We start from the raw sequence: 20607 nt of genomic DNA on the forward strand, positions 1-20607 counted from the left end.
CTTCGGAGATACCCTCATGCACAGGTTCAAATTTCCTTCCGCTTACACCATTTTATTTGTGCTGATCGCGCTGGTCGCCGCGCTCACCTGGGTCGTGCCTGCCGGGAAATACCAGATGGCGATGAACGACACGCTCGGCAAAGAGGTGCCGGTCGCAGGCACGTACGCGCCCGTCGAGGCGCATCCGCAAGGCATCACCGCCATTCTGCTGGCGCCGGTGGATGGCCTTTACAACCATGTGACCTACACCGCAGGTGCCATCGACGTGGCGCTGTTTGTGCTGATCATCGGCGGCTTTCTGGGCGTGGTGAATAAAACCGGTGCCATTGACGCCGGTATTGAGCGCGTCACCGAGCGGCTGCACGGCAAAGAAGAGTGGATGATCCCGATACTGATGGCGCTGTTCGCCGCGGGCGGCACCATCTACGGTATGGCGGAAGAGTCGCTGCCGTTTTATACGCTGCTGGTGCCGGTGATGATGGCCGCGCGCTTCGACCCGCTGGTCGCCGCCGCCACGGTGCTGCTTGGCGCAGGCATCGGCACGCTCGGCTCCACCATTAACCCCTTCGCGACGGTGATTGCCGCCAACGCCGCAGGCATTCCATTCACCAGCGGTATCTGGCTGCGCGTGGCGCTGCTGGTGATTGGCTGGGTTATCTGCGTGCTGTGGGTAATGCGTTACGCCCGCCGCGTGCGTCAGGACCCGTCACTCTCCGTAGTGGCGGACCAGTGGGAAGCCAACCGCGCGCACTTTCTCGGCAGCCGCTCCGGCGAGATGCTCCCCTTCACCGCCACGCGCAAAATCATCCTGGTTATCTTCGCCGCCTCGTTCGCGGTGATGATTTACGGCGTGGCGGTGCGCGGCTGGTGGATGGGCGAGATTTCCGGCGTGTTCCTGGCTGCGGCCATTATCACCGGCGTGGTGGCGCGCATGAGCGAAGAGGCGTTCACCAGCACGTTTATCGACGGCGCGCGGGATCTGCTCGGCGTGGCGCTTATCATCGGTATCGCGCGCGGTATCGTGGTGGTGATGGATAACGGCATGATCACCCACACCATTTTGCACAGCGCGGAAAACCTGGTTTCGGGGCTTTCCACCACGGTGTTTATTAACGTGACGTACTGGATTGAAGTGGTGCTCTCATTCCTGGTGCCGTCCTCCTCCGGCCTTGCCGTACTCACCATGCCCATCATGGCGCCGCTCGCCGATTTCGCCCACGTGGGCCGCGACCTGGTCGTCACCGCCTACCAGTCCGCCTCCGGCATCGTGAATCTGATTACGCCCACCTCGGCGGTAGTGATGGGCGGGCTCGCTATCGCCCGCGTGCCTTACGTTCGGTATCTGAAATGGGTCGCGCCGCTCATACTGATCCTGACGGTGCTGAACATGGCAGCGCTCAGCCTCGGCGCGCTGTTTTAGCCATACATGGCGTTGCGGCGCTGTCAATCAGGGGCGTCGCGCCGCATGAAACGCCTCCCATTTCTGGAAAAGCCCGCGCGTCGTCAGGTGATTGTGGTTCCCCTGGACGCGGGCCGGGAAAACAATATCGTTTTTCTTCAACTTTCATCAACGTAAGGAGTGACGGCCCATGAAGGATTACGGTGATTATTCCGGGAAAGAGCAGGAGCAAATGGCGGTGTGCCAGCGGCTTATCAGCAATAAAACCTACTGCTCCCAGGAGGAGATCCGGCGCGATATGCAGCGCCAGGGGTTTGACAATATCAGCCAGTCCTCCGTTTCACGCCTGCTGAAACTGCTCGGCGTGATTAAAATTCGCAACGCCAAAGGACAAAAAATTTATTCTCTAAATCCGCTGTTACAGCCCGCGCCGGACGCCGCGCGTTCTATCTCGGAAATGGTGGTGAGCGTTGAACATAACAGCGAATTTATCCTTGTCCATACGGTGGCGGGCTATGGCCGCGCGGTAGCGAAAGTGCTGGATTACCACGCCCTGCCGGAGATCTTAGGCGTGGTGGCGGGCAGCAGTATCGTCTGGATAGCGCCGCGCGATGTGAAGCGCACCGCGCTGGTGCACAAACGCATTAATTATTTACTCCAAATGCATTAATATTCACAGCAATCGATTCCCGCAGCCAAAGTGTGCATTTCCTGCTTGTCAGCTAACCGCACATGCGTATAATGCCGGACAATTTGCCGGAGGAAGCATGGTCCAGTGTGTTCGACAGTTTGTCTTACCGCGTCGTCAGAAAGCTGACGGCCAGGCCGTTGCTCTTTCCGTTCCAGAATTGCTGTTAAAAGCCCCTCAATGAGGGGCTTTTTTTTGTCCAGCGTTTGTCCGCCGGCCTGAAGAGGAGACAAAAATGGCTAATCCGCTTTATCAAAAACATATTATTTCCATCAACGATCTCAGCCGCGCCGAGTTAGAGCTGGTGCTGGAGACGGCGGCGAAGCTGAAAGCGAACCCGCAGCCGGAGCTTCTGAAGCACAAAGTGATCGCCAGCTGCTTCTTTGAAGCCTCGACCCGCACCCGCCTGTCGTTTGAAACCTCCATGCACCGCCTCGGCGCGGCGGTGGTCGGCTTCTCCGACAGCAGCAACACTTCGCTTGGCAAAAAAGGCGAAACGCTGGCGGATACCATTTCCGTTATCAGCACCTATGTGGACGCCATTGTGATGCGCCACCCGCAGGAGGGCGCGGCGCGTCTGGCGACCGAATTTTCTGGCGGCGTGCCGGTGCTGAATGCGGGCGACGGCGCCAACCAGCACCCGACCCAGACGCTGCTCGATCTCTTTACCATCCAGGAGACTCAGGGACGTCTTGAGAACCTCACCATCGCGATGGTCGGCGACCTGAAATATGGCCGTACGGTGCATTCGCTGGCGCAGGCGCTGGCGAAATTCAACGGCAACCGCTTCTGCTTTATCGCCCCCGACGCGCTGGCGATGCCGCAGTACATCCTCGATATGCTGGATGAGAAAGGCATTCCGTGGAGCCTGCACAGCGCCATCGAAGACGTAGTGCAGGAGGTGGACATCCTCTATATGACCCGCGTGCAGAAAGAGCGTCTCGACCCGTCGGAATACGCCAACGTGAAGGCCCAGTTTGTGCTGCGCGCCGCCGATTTGCAGGGCGCGCGCGCGAATATGAAAGTGCTGCACCCGCTGCCGCGCATTGATGAGATCACCACCGATGTGGATAAAACGCCGCACGCCTGGTATTTCCAGCAGGCGGGCAACGGCATTTTTGCCCGTCAGGCGCTGCTGGCGCTGGTACTGAATCGCGATTTAGCGCTGTAAGGAGAAGCCCATGACCCATGATAATAAACTTCAGGTAGAAGCCATCCGTCGCGGTACGGTGATTGACCATATTCCGGCGCAGGTCGGCTTCAAACTGCTTTCCCTGTTTAAGCTTACCGAAACGGATCAGCGTATTACCATCGGCCTGAACCTGCCTTCCGGCGAAATGGGCCGCAAAGATTTAATCAAAATTGAAAATACCTTCCTGACCGACGAACAGGTTAACCAGCTCGCGCTTTACGCGCCGCAGGCGACGGTGAACCGCATCGACGATTATGAAGTGGTGGGCAAGAGCAAACCGAGCCTGCCGGATCGGATCGAGAACGTGCTGGTCTGCCCGAACGGTAACTGCATCAGCCGTATCGAGCCGGTCGCCTCCAGCTTTGCCGTGAAAACGCGCGGCGACGCGGTGCAGCTTAAGTGCAAATATTGCGAGAAAGAGTTCGCCCGTCACGTCGTGCTGGCGGATTAATTGTGGCTGGCAATGGCCTTACGGCTCCCTATAATGAGCGGGAGCCTTACCGCTGTTAACTTCAGGAGAAATTATGTCCCGCACTATCGCCACGGAAAATGCCCCTGCCGCTATCGGCCCTTACGTTCAGGCCGTCGACCTGGGCAACATGGTTATCACCTCCGGTCAGATCCCGGTTGACCCGAAATCCGGCAGCGTCCCGGATGATATCGCCGCCCAGGCGCGTCAGTCGCTGGATAACGTGAAAGCGATTATCGAAGCCGCTGGCCTGAAAGTCGGTGATATCGTGAAAACCACGGTATTCGTGAAAGATCTTAACGATTTCGCGACCGTTAACGCCACTTATGAAGCCTTTTTCACCGAGCACAACGCGACCTTCCCGGCACGTTCCTGCGTGGAAGTGGCGCGTCTGCCGAAAGATGTGAAAATCGAAATCGAAGCGATCGCCGTACGTCGTTAATCGCATCTGACGTAAAAGAAAAAGCACCGCGAGCGGTGCTTTTTTTATGGGTTCAGCGCGCCGTTTTCTTCGCTTTGGGCTGGCTCTGGCGCGAAACGCTCACCGGCGTATGTTTGGTCAGCGCGGGCTGCGTGTTGCGGTAGTGACGCTTCGCCGCGCGCATCTCTTCAATCGTCGGCGCAGGCACTAAGCAATCGCGGCGCGAACCAATCAGATGCTTTTTGCCCATCGCCTCCAGCGCCTCGCGAATAACCGGCCAGTTGGCCGGATCGTGATAGCGCAGCAGCGCCTTATGCAGGCGGCGCTGGCGATCGCCTTTTGGCACTACCACATCTTCACTTTTGTAGCCGATTTTCCCGAGCGGGTTTTTGCCGGTGTAATACATCGTGGTTGAGTTGGCGAGCGGCGACGGATAGAAGTTCTGCACCTGATCGAGGCGGAAACGGTGGCGCTTGAGCCACAGCGCCAGATTCACCATGTCTTCATCACGCGTGCCGGGGTGCGCGGAGATAAAATACGGGATCAGGTACTGCTCTTTGCCCGCCTGTCTGGAATAGGTGTCGAACAGTGCTTTAAAGCGGTCATAGCTGCCCATGCCCGGCTTCATCATTTTTGACAGCGGCCCCTCTTCGGTATGCTCCGGGGCAATCTTCAGATAACCGCCGACGTGATGCGTCGCCAGCTCTTTGATATAGCGCGGATCTTCCACCGCCAGATCGTAGCGCACCCCGGAGGCGATCAGGATCTTCCTGACGCCTCTGAGATCCCGCGCGCGGCGGTAGAGATTGATCGTCGGCGTATGATCGGTATCCATATGCGGGCAGATCTCCGGGTAGACGCACGACAGGCGGCGGCAGGTCTGCTCGGCGCGCGGCGACGTGCAGCGCAGCATATACATATTGGCCGTCGGCCCGCCGAGATCGGAGATAATCCCGGTAAAGCCGGGCACTGAATCGCGGATCGCCTCAATCTCATTAATGATCGAATCTTCCGAGCGGCTCTGGATAATGCGCCCTTCGTGCTCGGTAATAGAGCAGAACGAACAGCCGCCAAAGCAGCCGCGCATAATGTTCACCGAGAAGCGGATCATCTCATAAGCCGGAATGCGTTTGGTGCCGTAAGCCGGGTGCGGCACGCGCTGGTACGGCAGCGCAAAGACGCTGTCCATCTCTTCGGTAGAGAGCGGGATCGCAGGCGGATTGATCCAGATATAACGATCGCCATGCTTTTGCATCAGCGCGCGGGCGCAGCCGGGGTTGGTTTCGTGGTGCAGAATGCGCGAGGCGTGCGCGTAGAGCACTTTATCGCCCTTCACTTTTTCATACGATGGCAGCAGCACGTAGGTTTTCTCCCACGGCTTCGGGCGCGGTGGCTGAACGGTAACGGCTTTCGCCGCCGGTTTTTCCGGTTTGTTGCCGTCAGCACACGGCAGATCGTCGCCATACGGATGCGGGATCGGATCGATGCGCCCCGGCGTGTCGAGACGCGTGGAATCCACACCCGCCCAGCCCGGCAGCGCCTCTTTCACCACGATCGCCGTATTACGCACATCGCGGATCGTAGCGATAGACTCACCCATCGCCAGACGATGCGCCACTTCCACCAGCGGACGCTCGCCGTTGCCGAAAATCAGCATGTCGGCTTTGGCATCCACCAGCACCGAGCGGCGCACGGTATCAGACCAGTAATCGTAATGCGCGGTGCGGCGCAGGCTCGCCTCAATACCGCCCAGAATGACCGGTACGTCGCGCCAGGCCTCTTTACAGCGCTGGGTATAGACCAGGGTTGCGCGATCCGGGCGTTTCCCGGCTTCGTTATCCGGCGTGTAGGCGTCGTCATGGCGCAGTTTGCGATCCGCTGTGTAGCGGTTGATCATCGAATCCATGTTCCCGGCGGTGACGCCGAAAAACAGGTTCGGTTTGCCAAGGCGCATGAAGTCGTCTTTGCTGCTCCAGTCCGGCTGCGCGATGATCCCGACGCGAAAGCCCTGCGCCTCCAGCATACGGCCGCAAATGGCCATGCCGAAGCTCGGGTGATCGACGTAGGCGTCACCGGTGACGAGAATAATATCGCAGCTGTCCCAGCCGAGCTGGTCCATCTCCTCGCGCGACATCGGTAAAAAGGGCGCAGGCCCAAAGCAGGCGGCCCAGTACTGCGGCCAGGAGAACAGATCGCGATCCGGCTGGATCAGGCTCAGGGAACTCATAGTGCTTCCGGAAAAAGGCAAAAGAATCGACAAAGGGCGGCGATTATACGTCCGAAAGTAACAAAAAAAGAAGGGTTATTCTGCGGAAAAAAGCGCCAGCGCCCTTTCCCGCAGAAGGCAGGCTTACTTGCTGTGCCAGTACGCCGCGGCGCGCATCAGCTGAGGATTGACGCGGCCTTCAAACGGCTCGCTTAAGCGCTTAACCACTTTGCCTTCGCCGGTTATCCAGAGGTAGTAATCGTCCTCGGGCACCGTCAGCGCCGCCAGTTTCGCTTCTACCGCCTGCGCGTCGTGGCCGATGACCCACTGAATGTTAAATTCGCCAAGGTGCGCCAGATACCCTTTCAGCGCCTCATCCGCCACCGTCACGATAGCCTCCACCTGCACCGGTTTCGCCTGCGCGCGGAGCGACTCCAGGCGGCGGCGCAGCGCGGGCATCCCGGATTCATCGCACACGTAAAGCTGCCAGGCGTAATCTTCCGGCACCACTAACGAGCCGCGCGGCCCGCCGATGCAGAGCGTGTCGCCGGGTTTGGCCGCCACCGCCCAGTCGCTCGCCACGCCAGATTCATGCATGTAAAAATCGATGGTTAACTGCTGGCTCGCCTCGTCAAACAGCGGCGTGTAGTCACGCGACGGCGGGCGCACGTCGCCTGCCCAGACGATGCCTCCATCGGAGACTTCAGGCGGAACGAACGGCGCGCCGTCCTGCGGGAAAAACACTTTGATATGGTCGTCGAAGCCGCGCGAGGTAAAGCCTGCCAGCGCGTCGCCGCCAAACACGATGCGCTGAAAGCCGCTGACGCGCTCGCTTTTAAGCACGGTAATTTCACGAAAACGCAGTTCGTTGCGCACGCGCTGCGGGAATTGAGTTGTCTGATTCATCATCAACCTGCCAACGTAAACGGTAAATTCGATATATCTAAATCGTCGTAAATGATAATGATTGCCAACAACAGAAATGGCAAGCACTTTTTAGATAGCCTGAGCAAAAACCGCACATCGCGCAAAATTACTTTATTTATTAGTTATTAAACAATCACTTACTTTTTATTAAATTTATAGAGCGACTTTAAAAGACAAAAAAGATATAGTTAAGATATATCTGTTTAACCGGAGACTTCTTATGCGCTCAGACGACCGCCACGCTTCATCCCCCCGCCGTGAGGGCCGACACGGGCCGGATGGCCATCGCCGCCCGCGCTTTTTCGGCAACGGTGAACTGCGCCTGGTGATGCTGGATATCCTGTGCGCCGGCGAGAGCCACGGTTACGAACTTATCAAAGCCATCGAAACGCTGACCGCAGGTCACTATGCGCCAAGCCCCGGCGTGGTCTACCCGACGCTCGACGCGCTGGAGGCGCAGGGGTTTGTGGTGTTGCACGATGAAGAAAATGGCCGGAAGAAAATCGCGATTACCGACGCGGGCCGCGCGTGGCTTGGGGAGAACCGCGAGGCGCTGGATCATATTCAGGCGCGGATGCGGGCGCGCGCCATCGGGCACAAGCTGCGTAAAGATCCGCAGATGAAACGGGCGCTCGACAACATGAAAGCGGTGCTGGATTTAAAAGTGAATCAGGCGGAAATCAGCCCGGAGACGTTAAAACAGATTATCGGGATCATTGACCGCGCGGCGCTGGAGATCTCCCAGCTCGATTAACGCCAACGGCGGTGGCAGGCCACCGCCGCGGTTTATCAGGCGCTGAGACGGAATACTTTAATCATCTCTTTTAAGTTATGCGCCTGGTCATTAAGCGACGACGCCGCCGCGACCGATTCTTCCACCAGCGCGGAGTTCTGCTGCGTGGTGGTGTCAATCATGCCGATAGCGGTGTTGATCTGCGAAATGCCGTCGGTCTGTTCACGGCTCGCCTGCGCGATTTCCTGGAGGATCGTGTCCATTTCCCCGACGTTCGCCACCATGCCATTCAGCAGGCCGCTCGCTTTTTCCACCAGCTCCATGCCTTCACGGGTCTGACCGGTGGAGTCCTCAATCAGCGCGCGGATCTCGCTTGCCGATGACGCGCTCTTTTGCGCCAGCTGGCGCACTTCGCCCGCTACCACCGCGAAACCACGGCCATGTTCGCCCGCTCGCGCCGCTTCCACGGCGGCGTTCAGCGCCAGGATATTGGTCTGGAACGCGATGGAGTCGATCAGGTTGATGATGTCTGACATACGGTCCGACGTGCCGCGAATCACGCGCATTTTGTCGGTCACCTGCTGCATCATTTCGCCGTTGCGTTTCACCACATCAGCGGCGTCGGCGGAAAGCTTCGTCGCCTCGCTGGTATTATCAGCGGTGTTTTTCACGGTCGAGGTGATCTGCTCCATTGAGGCGGCGGTCTGCTCGACGGAGCTTGCCTGCTCTTCGGTGCGCGCGGCCAGATCCTGGTTGCCCGCGACAATCTGCGACGCCGCGCTGGAGATGCTTTCGGCGCTGTACTGCACCTCCTGCACAATCGCCTGCAAACGCTGCTTCATATCCATCAGCGCATTGAGCAACACGCCGGTTTCATCGCGCGACTGCACGTCCACTGAGCGGGTGAGATCGCCTTCGGCAATCGCACCAGCAAAGCGCACCGCCTGATCGAGCGGGCGCGTAATGGCACGCACGATAAGCCAGCCCATCAGCGAACCCAGCACCACACACAGCAGCGTCAGACCAATCGTCAGCGCACGGTTGCTGCTGAAATCTTTCGCCACCGTCACGCCTGCCTCGCGCATATGGTTATCCTGAATTTTAATCAGCGCCTGGACCCGCGCTTTGTACTCGTTCTGGAGCGCCACCGTGGTGGACATCATCTCCTCCAGCGCCGCGTTGCGGTCGTTGCGTTTTACCGCATCGAGAATGCGAAATCGCGAGGCCAGATATTGCTTACGCACATCGGCTATCTGCGCCAGCGCCTGACGTGAAGCGTCATCAGTCAGCGTTTTATTAAGATCGGCCAGCAGCGCGCCAATACGCCCGCTAATGGCGCTGAGCTGCGCTTCAGACTGCTGCGTCCAGCGCTGGTTTTCATCCATCAGCATTAATTGCTGCGTACTGACGAAGCTCTGGAAATTCTCAATAAGCTGGTTGGCTTTTACGGTAGTGGGATAATCCTCAGCGATAACCTGCTGAATATTATTATTGGCCTGGCTCAGACTGCCGAGTGATAAACCGGCGCTGATAAGTAATAAAACAATAAAAAAAGCAAAAGCGAAAATAAGCTTTGTGCGGATTTTAATATCGCGGATGGACATATTCACTCCGTTGAACGGGTTATTTTGCGCTGACGAAACGGAAATCGCAGCGATGGATAACGTGATCCGCCGAACCTGCGGGGATCGACAAAGGTCGTTATCGTCCGGCCGTTTTGTAACTTTATGAGTTTGATCGTTTTTCTCTTTTATAAACACCAAAAACAATAGGTGGCAACTATTAATAATCGGTGATTGATCGGCCAAATGTGCGCCAGATCACTTAATCGCGCAATTAATTACAGCGAAGCGGAAACGTTTTTTTGTGTGGGTTCAGGAAGATGGGAAAAACAATTTAAAATGAAGGGTTTAAATTAAACACATTTATTTAATTTATTTTTAACATTAAGCCAACAATATAACACAGCGTAAAAAGGGCACAAATTGATAAATTTTGTAGGGGCATCCGGAAAGAAAAAGGCGGCATGACGCCGCCCTTAAGCGAAATTAATGCAGCACCGTGACGGCGTCTTTTAAACGTCCTGCGCGGTGTTTCACCATAGAAGAAACCTGCGCGCTCTCTTCCACCAGCGCCGCGTTTTTACGGGTGATGGCATCCAGTTCGGCTACCGCGCGGGTGAGATCGGAAAGCCCGTCAGCCTGTTCGGTGGTCGCCTGGCTTATCTGCCCCAGCAGACGCGTCACGTTTTCCACCTGGTTAACGATATCCTGCATGGTGCGGCCCGCTTCATGGACCTGCACCGTGCCGGACGCCACTTTGCTGGCGCTGGCGTCGATCAGCTTGCGGATATCGTTGGCGGCATTCGCGCTGCGGTTCGCCAGATGGCGCACTTCGCCCGCCACCACGGCAAAACCTTTACCCTGTTCGCCCGCCCGCGCGGCTTCCACGGCGGCGTTAAGCGCCAGGATGTTAGTCTGAAAGGCGATATCGTTAATCAGCGCCGTGATGGAGCCGATACGCTGCGTGCTGTCGGCGATTTCGTCCATCGTGTTGACCACGGTTTCCATCGTCTGACCGCCAAGACGCGCCGCGTCGCTCGCCTCGCTGGAGAGCTTATCGGCCGCCGCCGCGGTGGCGGAGTTGTTCTGTACCGACGCCGCCATCTGATTCATGGTGGTGACGGTTTGCTGCACGTTGACCACCGTCTGGCGGGTGCGCTCGTTGAGATCGTCATTGCCGCGCGCCAGCGTTTCGCTGCCGCTGCGCACGCTGCTCACCTGGCCTGAAACATCATTCATCAGCCAGCGGCACATCAGCCCCAGCTGACCAACCGCGCGCAGCGTCACGCCGACTTCATCAACGCGATTAATATGCTCAATGCTTTGCGATTCGCCGGTCGCGATGCGCAGCGCCTGGCGCGCCACGTTTTCAATCGGGCGAACAATCTGCCACTCCAGCGCCGCGCCGCCAAGGAAGAGCATCACCGCCGCCGCGAGCGCCGGCACCAGCAGTGATGCGCCAGTAGAGGCCATCACCGCCATCCAGGCCACAAACAGCGCCGCCATCACGCCGCGCAGACGCCAGCGCAATGGCAGCGCCGGGAGCTTGCCCCACCAGGCGTTGCGCAGCACCAGCCCTTTAAACAGACGGCGCGGTTTGCGCCCTTCACGCAGCGCTTTATAGAGCGGATCCACCGCCGCAATCTCTTCTGCGCTGGCTCGGGTACGGATCGACATAAAGCCGGTGATTTTTCCGCCGCGCACCATTGGCGCCACGTTGGCGCGCACCCAGTAGTGATCGCCATTTTTACAGCGGTTTTTGACGATGCCGGTCCATGGCTCGCCCTGCTTCAGCGTGTACCACATATCGGCGAAAGCCGCCTTCGGCATATCCGGGTGACGCACCATGTTGTGCGGGCTGCCGGTCAGCTCCTCAAGCGTATACCCGCTCACCTCGACAAAAGCGTCGTTGGCATGGGTGATATAACTTTGCAGATCGGTGGTAGACATAAGCGTGGTGTCGTTAGCGAGCGTAACTTCACGCTGGGTAACGAACGGCTGAGAAGACATAACGGCGTCCTTAGGCAGGTTATCCAATTGTTAATCTTTTTTTCTGCCTTGTTATGTCGGCGATATATAAATTATCTTTAGCTGTTAAATACGATTCAGCTCGCAATTTACGCATTTACCCGTCATTTCTTTGCACACGCCGCCGATAATTTATATCCGCAATTATTTACCGCAGTGAATAATACACTTGCGTTATTTCAGCGTTTCCCGCGTAAGGTCATCAAGCGCCAGAATACAGCGGTTGCGTCCGCTATTTTTCCCGAAATACATCGCGTCGTCCGCGCGACCAATGGCCGCATGCAAGGTTTCATGTGGCTGTACGCCTGTCAGGCCGCCCGTGAGCGTCACCGTTAGCGTCTCGCCGTTAAGCGTAATCGGATGCCGGGAGGGGCAACCGCAGAGCCGTAAGCCTGCCGCCCGCGCAGCTTCCGGCGTATGCGACTCCAGCAGAACGATGAACTCTTCGCCGCCAAAGCGGTACACCCGCTCACCCTCTTGCGCTTCAGATTTCAGGCGTTGCGCCACCTCGCGCAGCACATCATCTCCGGCGTTATGCCCGTAGGTATCATTGACCTTTTTAAAACGGTCGATATCAATAATCAGCAGCCACAGGCTCTCCTGCGGCGCGCGTGCGTGCATGAAATCGAAATCTTCGTACATCAACTGGCGCAGCGGCAGCCCGGTCAGTGTGTCGTGCCGGTTGCGTAGTGAGATCAGCTGCTGGCGGTAATCATCAACGCTTGCCACAAACTGCTGCTGCGCCTCGTGGTAAGCATATAACGCGACGGCATCCACCTGTTTAATTGCAATCGACTGAATTAACGTGCGCGCATAGTCATGCATGGTTTTATGTGTTTCGCTAATATTCCCAATAAAGCGCGCGTAGCGGGAAGGAATATTATTGCACGAGACAACCCAATGGTGAAAACGGCAATAAAGATGTGACTGTGGATGTATAAATGTGTTATCAGGTTCGCTACCTAATAATACAAGCTCTAAAAATTTGCCGCTCCACTCATAATGTAATTTAACGGCCTGGTTTAATTCTTTTAACGATAAATCTATCCGTTGCAAATCCATGCTGTCCTCATAAAAACAATAACCACCCTGCTAACAGGAATACGCGCAAGAATAACGAGACGCGTGAAAAATAACCTGGTGGCAAATCAGCAAACCGCGTAATAACGCCGATAAAATATAATTTCTGGGAATTATATACAGAAACACATGCAGTGAAATATCTCCTCGCAGATGCGCCACCGCCGGGCATTGTCGCTCTGTTATGGTGCAACGCGGCATTTGTCCCCCGGCAGCGCTGCGCCCGGCGGTAGCATTAAGCGCCGCAATGGTTTTTTTGGAATGATTTCGTGCCGCGCGCCCCGGTGCCTCACAGCGGTTTATCCCGATTTTCATGCCCCACGCCGATGTGGCGTAAAGGCTGCAATACTTAACATCGGTATCATGTGATACGCGATCCAAAGGGGCACATTTTGAACAGGTTACCTAACAGCGCCTCGGCTCTTGCCTGTACCGCGCACGCACTGAATCTCATCGAAAAGCGCACGCTGACGCATGAGGAGATGAAAGCACTTAACCGGGAGGTGCACGACTACTTCCAGCAGCATGTAAACCCAGGGTTTTTAGAGTATCGAAAATCAGTCACCGCTGGCGGGGATTACGGAGCCGTAGAGTGGCAGGCGGGAGGTCTTAATACGCTTGTCGACACCCAGGGACAGGAGTTCCTCGATTGCCTGGGTGGGTTTGGCATTTTTAACGTGGGGCACCGTAATCCAGTTGTTGTATCCGCCGTAGAAAATCAGCTTGCGAAACAGCCTCTGCACAGCCAGGAGCTGCTCGACCCGCTAAGAGCGATGCTCGCCAAAACCCTCGCCGCGCTGACGCCCGGTAAACTTAAGTACAGCTTCTTTTGCAACAGCGGAACGGAATCGGTCGAGGCGGCGATAAAGCTCGCGAAAGCGTATCAGTCGCCGCGCGGCAAATTCACCTTTGTGGCCGCGAGCGGCGCCTTCCACGGCAAATCGCTCGGCGCGCTCTCCGCCACCGCCAAAGCGGCGTTTCGTAAACCGTTTATGCCGCTGCTGCCGGGCTTTCGCCATGTGCCGTTCGGCAATATCGACGCGCTGCGCGAGCTGCTTGGCGAGTGCAAAAAAACCGGCGATGACGTGGCGGCCGTAATCCTGGAGCCTATCCAGGGCGAAGGCGGCGTTATTCTGCCGCCGCCGGGGTATCTGCTGGCGGTGCGCAAGCTGTGTGATGAATACGGCGCGCTGCTTATCCTCGACGAAGTGCAGACCGGCATGGGCCGCACCGGCAAGATGTTCGCCTGCGAGCATGAAAACGTGCAGCCGGACATTCTGTGTCTCGCCAAAGCGCTCGGCGGCGGCGTCATGCCGATTGGTGCGACGGTGGCGACAGAAGAGGTGTTCTCGGTGCTGTTCGACAACCCGTTCCTGCACACCACCACGTTTGGCGGCAACCCGCTCGCCTGCGCGGCGGCGCTCGCCACTATTCATGTCCTGCTGGAAGAAAACCTGCCCGCCCAGGCGGAGCAGAAAGGCGACATGCTGCTGGACGGCTTCCGTCAACTGGCGCGTGAATACCCGCACCTGGTGCAGGAGGCGCGCGGACGCGGGATGTTAATGGCTATTGAGTTTGTCGATAACGAAACCGGCTACCGCTTCGCGAGCGAGATGTTCCGTCAGCGTGTGCTGGTGGCAGGCACGCTCAATAACGCCAAAACGATCCGCATTGAGCCGCCGCTGACGCTGACCATTGAGCAGTGCGAGCAGGTGCTCACTGCCGCGCGCAAGGCGCTTGAAACCCTCAGCACCGCCCACAGCACAACGGCGGTCGCCACCGAAAGCTAACCCTCAGGCAGCGCGTCTTCGGTCTCATCTGACGAAGGCGCGACGCCTTTTCCACGTACCCTGAAATTTGATTGCCATCACAATCAGCAGATTGTCTCTTTCCCTTTTAGCCGTCGATCGCTTAATCATTAACTCATCCGACCACATAACAATTATTTTACACTGGATGAGTGCAATCATGAGCTATCCGTCGCTGTTCGCCCCGCTCGATCTTGGCTTCACCACGCTTAAAAACCGCGTCCTCATGGGCTCGATGCATACGGGGCTTGAGGAGCATCCGGACGGCGCGCGGCGGCTGGCGGCTTTTTACGCCGAGCGCGCCCGTCACGGCGTGGCGCTGATTGTGACCGGGGGCGTGGCACCGTCGCCCTCCGGCGTGGCGATTCAGGGCGGCGCGGTGCTCAATGATGCCCACCATCTTCCCCATCACCGCGTCATTACCGACGCGGTACATCGCGAAGGCGGCAAAATCGCGCTGCAAATTTTGCATACCGGGCGCTACAGCTATCAGCCGCACCCCGTCGCCCCGTCGCCCTTACAGGCGCCGATTAACCGCTTTGCGCCCCATGAACTGACCCATGACGAGATACTCGCGCTGATTGAGGATTTCGCGCGGTGCGCGTCGCTGGCGCGAGAAGCTGGCTATGACGGCGTGGAGATCATGGGTTCCGAAGGCTATCTGATAAACCAGTTTCTGGCGGCGCGCACCAACCATCGCGAGGATGAATGGGGCGGCGACTACGCACGCCGGATGCGCTTCGCCGTGGACGTCGTGCGCGCGGTGCGCGAGCGCGTGGGGCAGGACTTCATCATTATTTATCGTCTCTCGATGCTGGATCTCGTCGAGGGCGGCTCGACCTTTGATGAAACCGTGCAGCTTGCCCGCGCGATTGAGGCGGCAGGCGCGACGCTGCTGAATACCGGCATTGGCTGGCACGAGGCGCGTATCCCGACGATCGCCACACCGGTGCCGCGCGGCGCGTTTACCTGGGTGACGCGCAAGCTGCGCGGGCAGACCAGTCTGCCGCTGGTGACGACAAACCGCATTAACGATCCGCATGTGGCGGAGGCGATCCTCGCGGCGGGCGACGCCGATATGGTTTCGATGGCGCGGCCGTTTCTGGCCGATGCCGAACTGCTCTCTAAAGCCGCGAGCGGGCGCGAGGCGGAAATCAACACCTGCATCGGCTGCAACCAGGCGTGTCTCGATCAAATTTTCGCGGGCAAAGTGACGTCGTGTCTGGTGAACCCGCGCGCCTGTCATGAAACAGAAATGGTCTCTGTGCCTGCCCGCACGCCGAAAAAGCTGGCGGTGGTGGGCGCGGGCCCCGCGGGGCTCGCCTTTGCGGTGAATGCCGCGCAGCGCGGACACGCGGTGACGCTGTTTGACGCCAGCGCGGAGATTGGCGGGCAGTTTAATATCGCCAAACAGATCCCCGGCAAAGAGGAGTTTTACGAGACGCTGCGCTATTTCCGCCGGATGCTGGCGGTGACCGGCGTGACGCTCGCGCTTAACACGCGCGTCGAGGCCGCGATGCTGGCGGAGTTTGACGAGGTGGCGCTCGCGACGGGCATTGTGCCGCGCGTGCCGGATATTGACGGCATCTACCATTCGAGCGTGCTGACCTATCTCGACGTGCTGCGCGACAAAGCGCCGGTTGGAGAGCGGGTGGCGATTATCGGTTGCGGCGGCATCGGCTTTGATACCGCGATGTATTTAAGCCAGCCGGGAGAAGCCACCAGCCAGAATATAGCCGAGTTTTGCGTGGAGTGGGGCATCGACACCAGCCTGAACGCGCCAGGCGGCCTGCGCCCCGAAGGGCCGGTGTTGCCGAAAAGCCCGCGCCAGATAGTGATGCTGCAACGCCGCGCCGGGAAACCTGGCGACGGGCTTGGCAAAACGACCGGATGGATCCATCGCGCGACGCTGCTGGCGCGCGGCGTGAAGATGATCCCGGCGGTGAGCTATCAGCGTATCGACGATCGTGGTTTGCATGTGTTGATCAACGGCGAGCCGCAGGTGCTGGAAGTGGATAACGTGATTATTTGCGCGGGCCAGGAGCCGCAGCAGGCGCTCGCGGTACCGCTGCGCTCCATGGGCAAGCCGGTGCATTTGATTGGCGGCTGCGACGTGGCGCTGGAGCTTGACGCCCGCCGCGCCATCGCCCAGGGCACGCAACTGGCGCTGGAGATTTAAGGCATATGGCGGGTGCGATGGTGATGGCGGGTGCGCTGCGCTTACCCGCCCTACGATCCAGGTCCATTCATGTTGTGTAGGATGGGTAAGCGAAGCCGCACCCACCATTCTTCCGCCCGGCCACAACGCGGACGCCAGGGTGGATGGTTTTGCTCCGGCTAAAAAAGACATTATGGCGAACGGAACGCGCTCCCTACCCTGATATATTTACCCTGCCTCGCCGGTCCTCTTACGTTCTGTGACGGCGGGTGCGCTGCGCTTACCCGCCCTACGATCCATGTCCATTCATATTGTGTAGGGTGGGTAAGCGAAGCGCACCCACCGCCCCGCAAAACCGCGTTAACCGCCCTTCTTAACGGCTCTTGCGCAGCTTCACCGCTTTCAACACCACAAACTTATTGTTGGTCGCGACGGTCGTGCAGTTGCCGAAAATCTTCTTCAGCTTGCGGAAATAATCGAGATGGCGGTTGCCGACGATGCGCAGCTCGCCGCCCCATTTCAGGCAGCGGCGGGCGTCCTGAAACATCTGCCAGGCGATATGATCGGTAATCGCGTGCTGCTGATGGAACGGCGGATTGCAGAGCACCGCGTGGAAGCTTTCCGGCTCCACGCCCGTCAGCGCGTTATTCACCTGAAACTCACAGCGGTCCATCGCGTCCGGCAGGTTGGTTTCAACGTTCAGACGGCTCGAAGCCACCGCCATATAAGACTCGTCAACAAACCGCACCTTCGCCTGCGGGTTTTGCGCCAGCAGCGTCAGGCCAATTACGCCGTTGCCGCAGCCGAGATCCACCATCTCGCCTTCCACCGCTTCCGGCAGGTGCTGCATAAAGAAGCGCGCGCCGATATCGAGACTCGTGCGGGAAAACACGCTGGCGTGGTTGTGAATCGTCCATGGCGTGCCGTCGAGCTTCCAGCTTAAGGTTTCAGGCGCGTCGGCAAGCGCCGGGGCGCTGAAGGCGCAGTGAATCAGGCGCGCCTTTTTCCAGGCGAGCGTCGTGGTGGTCGGCCCCAGGATTTTCTCAAACAGCGCCAGCGTTGAGGTATGAATATCGCGCGCTTTGGCACCGGCGATAATGCGCGTCTGCGGCGTCACTACTTTTCGCAGCGCGCGCAACTGTTGTTCCAGCAACGCGAGCTGTTTGGGGATTTTCATCAGCACCAGCTCGGGTGCGTCGGGTAGCGGGCTCAGGCTGTCCTGCATCGTCACGAGAGAGTCGTCGATATCATTCAGGCGCAGGTTGTGGCGCGTGGCCTGATGGGCGATGAACGAATCATTGACGCTGACCGGGCGAACCACCGCCAGCGCACAGGCGAGCGCGCCGAAACTGTCGTTGAAAATCAGTACCGGGCCGGAGGGCTGTTCGACCTGTTGCAGCAGGTATTCATCCGCGGCTTCCCAGGCCTGCAGCGGCGTCTCTTCCGGCATCGGCGGAAAACGCTGCAGCGTCAGTGTTTGATTAAGTAACTCCACCTGGCTCATCGGCCCTCCCGAATGGTAAAATCCGCGCGTTTTATCCCTTAATTACACCCCTGAGTAAACCTTTTTTTACCCGCTGAGGCCGTGATGACCACACTGACGTATCTCCAGGGCTACCCGGAATCGCTGCTTGTCCAGGTGCGCACGCTGATTGAGCAGAACCGCCTCGGCGACGTCCTTGAGAAGCGCTATCCGCACAAGCACCTGATAACCACCGATAAAGCGCTTTATGACTATGCGCAGGGGCTGAAAAATCGCTATCTGCGCAGCGCCCCGCCGCTCAATAAAGTGGCGTATGACAATAAAATCCACGTCATGAAGCACGCGCTTGGGCTACATACCGCGATTTCGCGCGTGCAGGGCGGCAAGCTGAAAGCCAAAGCGGAGATTCGCGTCGCCACGGTGTTTCGCCAGGCGCCGGAAGATTTCCTGCGAATGATTGTGGTGCATGAACTGGCGCACATTAAAGAAAAGGAACACAACAAAGCCTTTTATCAGCTGTGCTGCCATATGGAACCGCAGTATCATCAGCTCGAATTCGATACCCGCCTGTGGCTGACCCAGCTCGCGCTGGCGCAAAGCGGCGGGCAGACGGCTTAACCTCCGCTTTTGCAAGGACGCAACGTGAAATTTTCCTCTCGCTCAAAACGCGGCTTAACTCTCGCCGCCGTGATTATCCTGACTGGCGCGTTAGTGTCGGTGATGGCCATTATCGGTGCCGACCGCGCGGTTACGCACGCCGCGGCTGGCCGGTTGTATGATACGGTCGAAAATATTCCTGCCCGCAAAGTGGGGCTGGTGCTCGGCGCACGTCCCGACAACCGCTTTTTCAACCGCCGTATCGAGGCCGCCGCCGGGCTTTATCACGCCGGAAAAGTTTCCTGGCTGCTGGTGAGCGGCGATAACAGCCGCGCTGATTACGATGAGCCGACGGCAATGGCCGAAGCGCTTAACCGCCACGGCGTTCCCGCCGCCGCGATTTTCTGTGACTACGCGGGGTTTTCAACGCTCGATTCCGTCGTGCGCGCGCGGGAAGTGTTTCAGGAAAACCGGATTACCATCATCTCGCAGGCGTTTCACAATCAGCGTGCCATTTACCTCGCGCAACATTATGGTATCGACGCCATCGGGTTTAACGCTGAAGATCCGGCCTTGCGCCATACGCAATATACGATCTTGCGAGAACGGTTCGCCCGCGTACGGGCGATGCTCGATGCGCGTCTGCTTCGCCGCGAACCGCACTTTCTTGGGCCTCAGGTGAAAATCGGCCCAAAAGACGCGCCGCGCGGCTGCAACATTTACGCCCCAACACCCTAACAATCTGCGCCCGCGCGCACTGGTTTTGTCATTTTCGCGTGTTACTCTGAAAAGATATTCACTGTCGGAGAAGACACGCCTTTATGATACGTTTCGCCGTTGTTGGAACGAACTGGATAACGCGCCAGTTTGTCGATGCCGCCCACGAGACGGGCAAATTTACCCTGACCGCGATCTACTCCCGAAGCCTTGAACAGGCGCAGGCGTTCGCGAGCGACTACCCGGTGGAGCATCTCTTCACCTCGCTGGAAGCGCTGGCCGAAAGCGACGCCATCGATGCGGTCTATATCGCAAGCCCTAACGCCCTGCACTTTTCCCAGTCCTGCCTGTTTATGAACCATAAAAAGCATGTGATTTGCGAAAAGCCGCTGGCCTCTAACCTGCGGGAAGTGGAAGCGGCCATCGCCTGCGCGCGCGAAAACCAGGTGGTACTGTTTGAGGCGTTTAAAACCGCCAGCCTGCCGAATTTCATCGCGCTGCAACAGGCGCTGCCAAAAGTGGGCACGCTTCGCAAAGTGCTGTTTAACTACTGCCAGTATTCGTCGCGCTACCCGCGTTACCTGAATGGCGAGAACCCGAATACGTTTAACCCGGCGTTCTCCAACGGATCTATTATGGACATCGGCTTTTATACGCTCGCCAGCGCCGTCGCGCTGTGGGGCGAGCCGCATGATGTCAAAGCCACCGCCAGCCTGCTGGCAAGCGGCGTGGACGCGCACGGCGTGGTTCAGATGAACTATGGCGATTTCGACGTTACGCTGCTGCACTCAAAAGTGAGCGACTCAACGCTTCCGAGCGAAATTCAGGGCGAAGCGGGCTCGCTGGTGATTGAAAAACTCTCCGAATGCCAACGCATCACCTTTATTCCGCGCGGCGGCAAACCGCAGGAGCTGACGCTGCCGCAGCACATCAATACGATGCTTTATGAAGCGGAAACCTTTGCGCGCCTGGTCGAGACCTGTGAAGTGAATCATCCGGGCCTCGCGGTCAGCCGCACGACAGCGAAATTGCTCACCGAGATCCGCGCCCAGACGGGCGTGACATTCCCGGCAGATGATGTCAGCGCGCCGCTCCCGGCGTAAAGCTTTGTAAAAGCGCCACGGTGAGTCATTGACCGC

17 protein-coding genes are annotated in these 20607 nt (G+C 58.1%); 11 read left to right on the forward strand and 6 right to left on the reverse strand.

Going from position 1 to position 20607, the window contains the following annotated elements:
- Nucleotides 1–16: 16 nt before the first annotated feature.
- The 5 genes from AFK66_RS16920 (at nucleotide 17) to ridA (ending at nucleotide 4190) form a co-directional block, all read left to right on the forward strand.
- Nucleotides 17–1420 (forward strand): YfcC family protein, encoded by a 1404-nt coding sequence (locus AFK66_RS16920; protein WP_032980140.1) that lies wholly within the window; start codon nucleotides 17–19, stop codon nucleotides 1418–1420.
- A gap of 169 nt (nucleotides 1421–1589) precedes the next feature.
- On the forward strand, nucleotides 1590–2069 hold the full coding sequence (locus AFK66_RS16925) for an arginine repressor (protein ID WP_007780604.1): 480 nt from the start codon (nucleotides 1590–1592) through the stop codon (nucleotides 2067–2069).
- Between the two features lie 253 nt (nucleotides 2070–2322).
- A complete protein-coding gene (pyrB, locus tag AFK66_RS16930) occupies nucleotides 2323–3258 on the forward strand; it encodes an aspartate carbamoyltransferase (RefSeq protein ID WP_012125907.1) in 936 nt (311 codons plus the stop codon).
- Between the two features lie 10 nt (nucleotides 3259–3268).
- Nucleotides 3269–3730, forward strand: a complete 462-nt coding sequence (gene pyrI, locus AFK66_RS16935) for an aspartate carbamoyltransferase regulatory subunit (protein WP_004388682.1) — start codon at nucleotides 3269–3271, stop codon at nucleotides 3728–3730.
- Nucleotides 3731–3803: 73 nt separating this feature from the next.
- Entirely contained in the window at nucleotides 3804–4190 is a 387-nt protein-coding gene (ridA, locus tag AFK66_RS16940; protein ID WP_004388683.1) for a 2-iminobutanoate/2-iminopropanoate deaminase, read from the forward strand.
- Between the two features lie 52 nt (nucleotides 4191–4242).
- Here ridA and AFK66_RS16945 read toward each other — a convergent pair whose 3' ends face one another.
- Together AFK66_RS16945 and AFK66_RS16950 are read right to left on the reverse strand one after the other, a co-directional pair.
- A complete protein-coding gene (locus AFK66_RS16945; protein ID WP_007780597.1) occupies nucleotides 4243–6396 on the reverse strand; it encodes a YgiQ family radical SAM protein in 2154 nt (717 codons plus the stop codon).
- A 123-nt stretch (nucleotides 6397–6519) separates the two neighbouring features.
- Entirely contained in the window at nucleotides 6520–7284 is a 765-nt protein-coding gene (locus AFK66_RS16950) for a siderophore-interacting protein (RefSeq protein WP_038882605.1), read from the reverse strand.
- Nucleotides 7285–7522: 238 nt separating this feature from the next.
- Between AFK66_RS16950 and AFK66_RS16955 the strand changes: the two genes are divergently transcribed.
- Nucleotides 7523–8056: a PadR family transcriptional regulator gene (locus AFK66_RS16955; RefSeq protein WP_007780593.1), complete on the forward strand. Its 534-nt coding sequence runs from the start codon at nucleotides 7523–7525 to the stop codon at nucleotides 8054–8056.
- A gap of 35 nt (nucleotides 8057–8091) precedes the next feature.
- On the opposite strand, the gene AFK66_RS16960 is transcribed toward AFK66_RS16955, so the two are convergent.
- From AFK66_RS16960 to AFK66_RS16970, 3 genes are all read right to left on the reverse strand, one after another.
- Nucleotides 8092–9639: a methyl-accepting chemotaxis protein gene (locus tag AFK66_RS16960; RefSeq protein WP_032983183.1), complete on the reverse strand. Its 1548-nt coding sequence runs from the start codon at nucleotides 9637–9639 to the stop codon at nucleotides 8092–8094.
- Nucleotides 9640–10083: 444 nt separating this feature from the next.
- Nucleotides 10084–11607, reverse strand: a complete 1524-nt coding sequence (locus AFK66_RS16965) for a methyl-accepting chemotaxis protein (RefSeq protein WP_032983184.1) — start codon at nucleotides 11605–11607, stop codon at nucleotides 10084–10086.
- A 192-nt stretch (nucleotides 11608–11799) separates the two neighbouring features.
- Nucleotides 11800–12687 carry a diguanylate cyclase gene (locus tag AFK66_RS16970; protein WP_007780586.1) on the reverse strand — a complete coding sequence of 296 codons (888 nt, stop codon included), beginning with the start codon at nucleotides 12685–12687 and terminating at the stop codon, nucleotides 11800–11802.
- Between the two features lie 410 nt (nucleotides 12688–13097).
- Between AFK66_RS16970 and ygjG the strand changes: the two genes are divergently transcribed.
- Together ygjG and AFK66_RS16980 are read left to right on the forward strand one after the other, a co-directional pair.
- Nucleotides 13098–14495 carry a putrescine aminotransferase gene (gene ygjG, locus AFK66_RS16975; protein ID WP_007780585.1) on the forward strand — a complete coding sequence of 466 codons (1398 nt, stop codon included), beginning with the start codon at nucleotides 13098–13100 and terminating at the stop codon, nucleotides 14493–14495.
- Between the two features lie 178 nt (nucleotides 14496–14673).
- Nucleotides 14674–16692: an NADPH-dependent 2,4-dienoyl-CoA reductase gene (locus AFK66_RS16980; RefSeq protein WP_023899546.1), complete on the forward strand. Its 2019-nt coding sequence runs from the start codon at nucleotides 14674–14676 to the stop codon at nucleotides 16690–16692.
- 352 nt (nucleotides 16693–17044) lie between these two features.
- Here the strand turns inward: AFK66_RS16980 and rlmG are convergent, their stop codons facing one another.
- Entirely contained in the window at nucleotides 17045–18175 is a 1131-nt protein-coding gene (gene rlmG, locus AFK66_RS16985) for a 23S rRNA (guanine(1835)-N(2))-methyltransferase RlmG (protein WP_007780581.1), read from the reverse strand.
- A gap of 84 nt (nucleotides 18176–18259) precedes the next feature.
- Between rlmG and AFK66_RS16990 the strand changes: the two genes are divergently transcribed.
- The 3 genes from AFK66_RS16990 (at nucleotide 18260) to AFK66_RS17000 (ending at nucleotide 20571) form a co-directional block, all read left to right on the forward strand.
- The gene (locus tag AFK66_RS16990; protein ID WP_007780579.1) at nucleotides 18260–18772 is read left to right on the forward strand and encodes a M48 metallopeptidase family protein; all 513 of its coding nucleotides are present in this window, start codon (nucleotides 18260–18262) and stop codon (nucleotides 18770–18772) included.
- 24 nt (nucleotides 18773–18796) lie between these two features.
- Entirely contained in the window at nucleotides 18797–19489 is a 693-nt protein-coding gene (locus AFK66_RS16995) for a SanA/YdcF family protein (RefSeq protein WP_023899549.1), read from the forward strand.
- Nucleotides 19490–19572: 83 nt separating this feature from the next.
- A complete protein-coding gene (locus AFK66_RS17000) occupies nucleotides 19573–20571 on the forward strand; it encodes a Gfo/Idh/MocA family protein (RefSeq protein WP_007780575.1) in 999 nt (332 codons plus the stop codon).
- Nucleotides 20572–20607 lie beyond the last annotated feature (36 nt).

This window comes from Cronobacter malonaticus LMG 23826 (genome assembly GCF_001277215.2).
In the GTDB taxonomy this organism is placed as follows: Bacteria; Pseudomonadota; Gammaproteobacteria; order Enterobacterales; family Enterobacteriaceae; genus Cronobacter; species Cronobacter malonaticus.

Excerpts from the sequence above, each read along its gene's own strand:
- AFK66_RS16920 (WP_032980140.1), top strand. The coding sequence starts at position 17 with ATGCACAGGTTCAAATTTCCTTCCGCTTACACCATTTTATTTGTGCTG.
- AFK66_RS16925 (WP_007780604.1), top strand. The coding sequence starts at position 1,590 with ATGAAGGATTACGGTGATTATTCCGGGAAAGAGCAGGAGCAAATGGCG.
- pyrB (WP_012125907.1), top strand. The coding sequence starts at position 2,323 with ATGGCTAATCCGCTTTATCAAAAACATATTATTTCCATCAACGATCTC.
- pyrI (WP_004388682.1), top strand. The coding sequence starts at position 3,269 with ATGACCCATGATAATAAACTTCAGGTAGAAGCCATCCGTCGCGGTACG.
- ridA (WP_004388683.1), top strand. The coding sequence starts at position 3,804 with ATGTCCCGCACTATCGCCACGGAAAATGCCCCTGCCGCTATCGGCCCT.
- AFK66_RS16945 (WP_007780597.1), bottom strand. The coding sequence starts at position 6,396 with ATGAGTTCCCTGAGCCTGATCCAGCCGGATCGCGATCTGTTCTCCTGG.
- AFK66_RS16950 (WP_038882605.1), bottom strand. The coding sequence starts at position 7,284 with ATGATGAATCAGACAACTCAATTCCCGCAGCGCGTGCGCAACGAACTG.
- AFK66_RS16955 (WP_007780593.1), top strand. The coding sequence starts at position 7,523 with ATGCGCTCAGACGACCGCCACGCTTCATCCCCCCGCCGTGAGGGCCGA.
- AFK66_RS16960 (WP_032983183.1), bottom strand. The coding sequence starts at position 9,639 with ATGTCCATCCGCGATATTAAAATCCGCACAAAGCTTATTTTCGCTTTT.
- AFK66_RS16965 (WP_032983184.1), bottom strand. The coding sequence starts at position 11,607 with ATGTCTTCTCAGCCGTTCGTTACCCAGCGTGAAGTTACGCTCGCTAAC.
- AFK66_RS16970 (WP_007780586.1), bottom strand. The coding sequence starts at position 12,687 with ATGGATTTGCAACGGATAGATTTATCGTTAAAAGAATTAAACCAGGCC.
- AFK66_RS16980 (WP_023899546.1), top strand. The coding sequence starts at position 14,674 with ATGAGCTATCCGTCGCTGTTCGCCCCGCTCGATCTTGGCTTCACCACG.
- rlmG (WP_007780581.1), bottom strand. The coding sequence starts at position 18,175 with ATGAGCCAGGTGGAGTTACTTAATCAAACACTGACGCTGCAGCGTTTT.
- AFK66_RS16990 (WP_007780579.1), top strand. The coding sequence starts at position 18,260 with ATGACCACACTGACGTATCTCCAGGGCTACCCGGAATCGCTGCTTGTC.
- AFK66_RS17000 (WP_007780575.1), top strand. The coding sequence starts at position 19,573 with ATGATACGTTTCGCCGTTGTTGGAACGAACTGGATAACGCGCCAGTTT.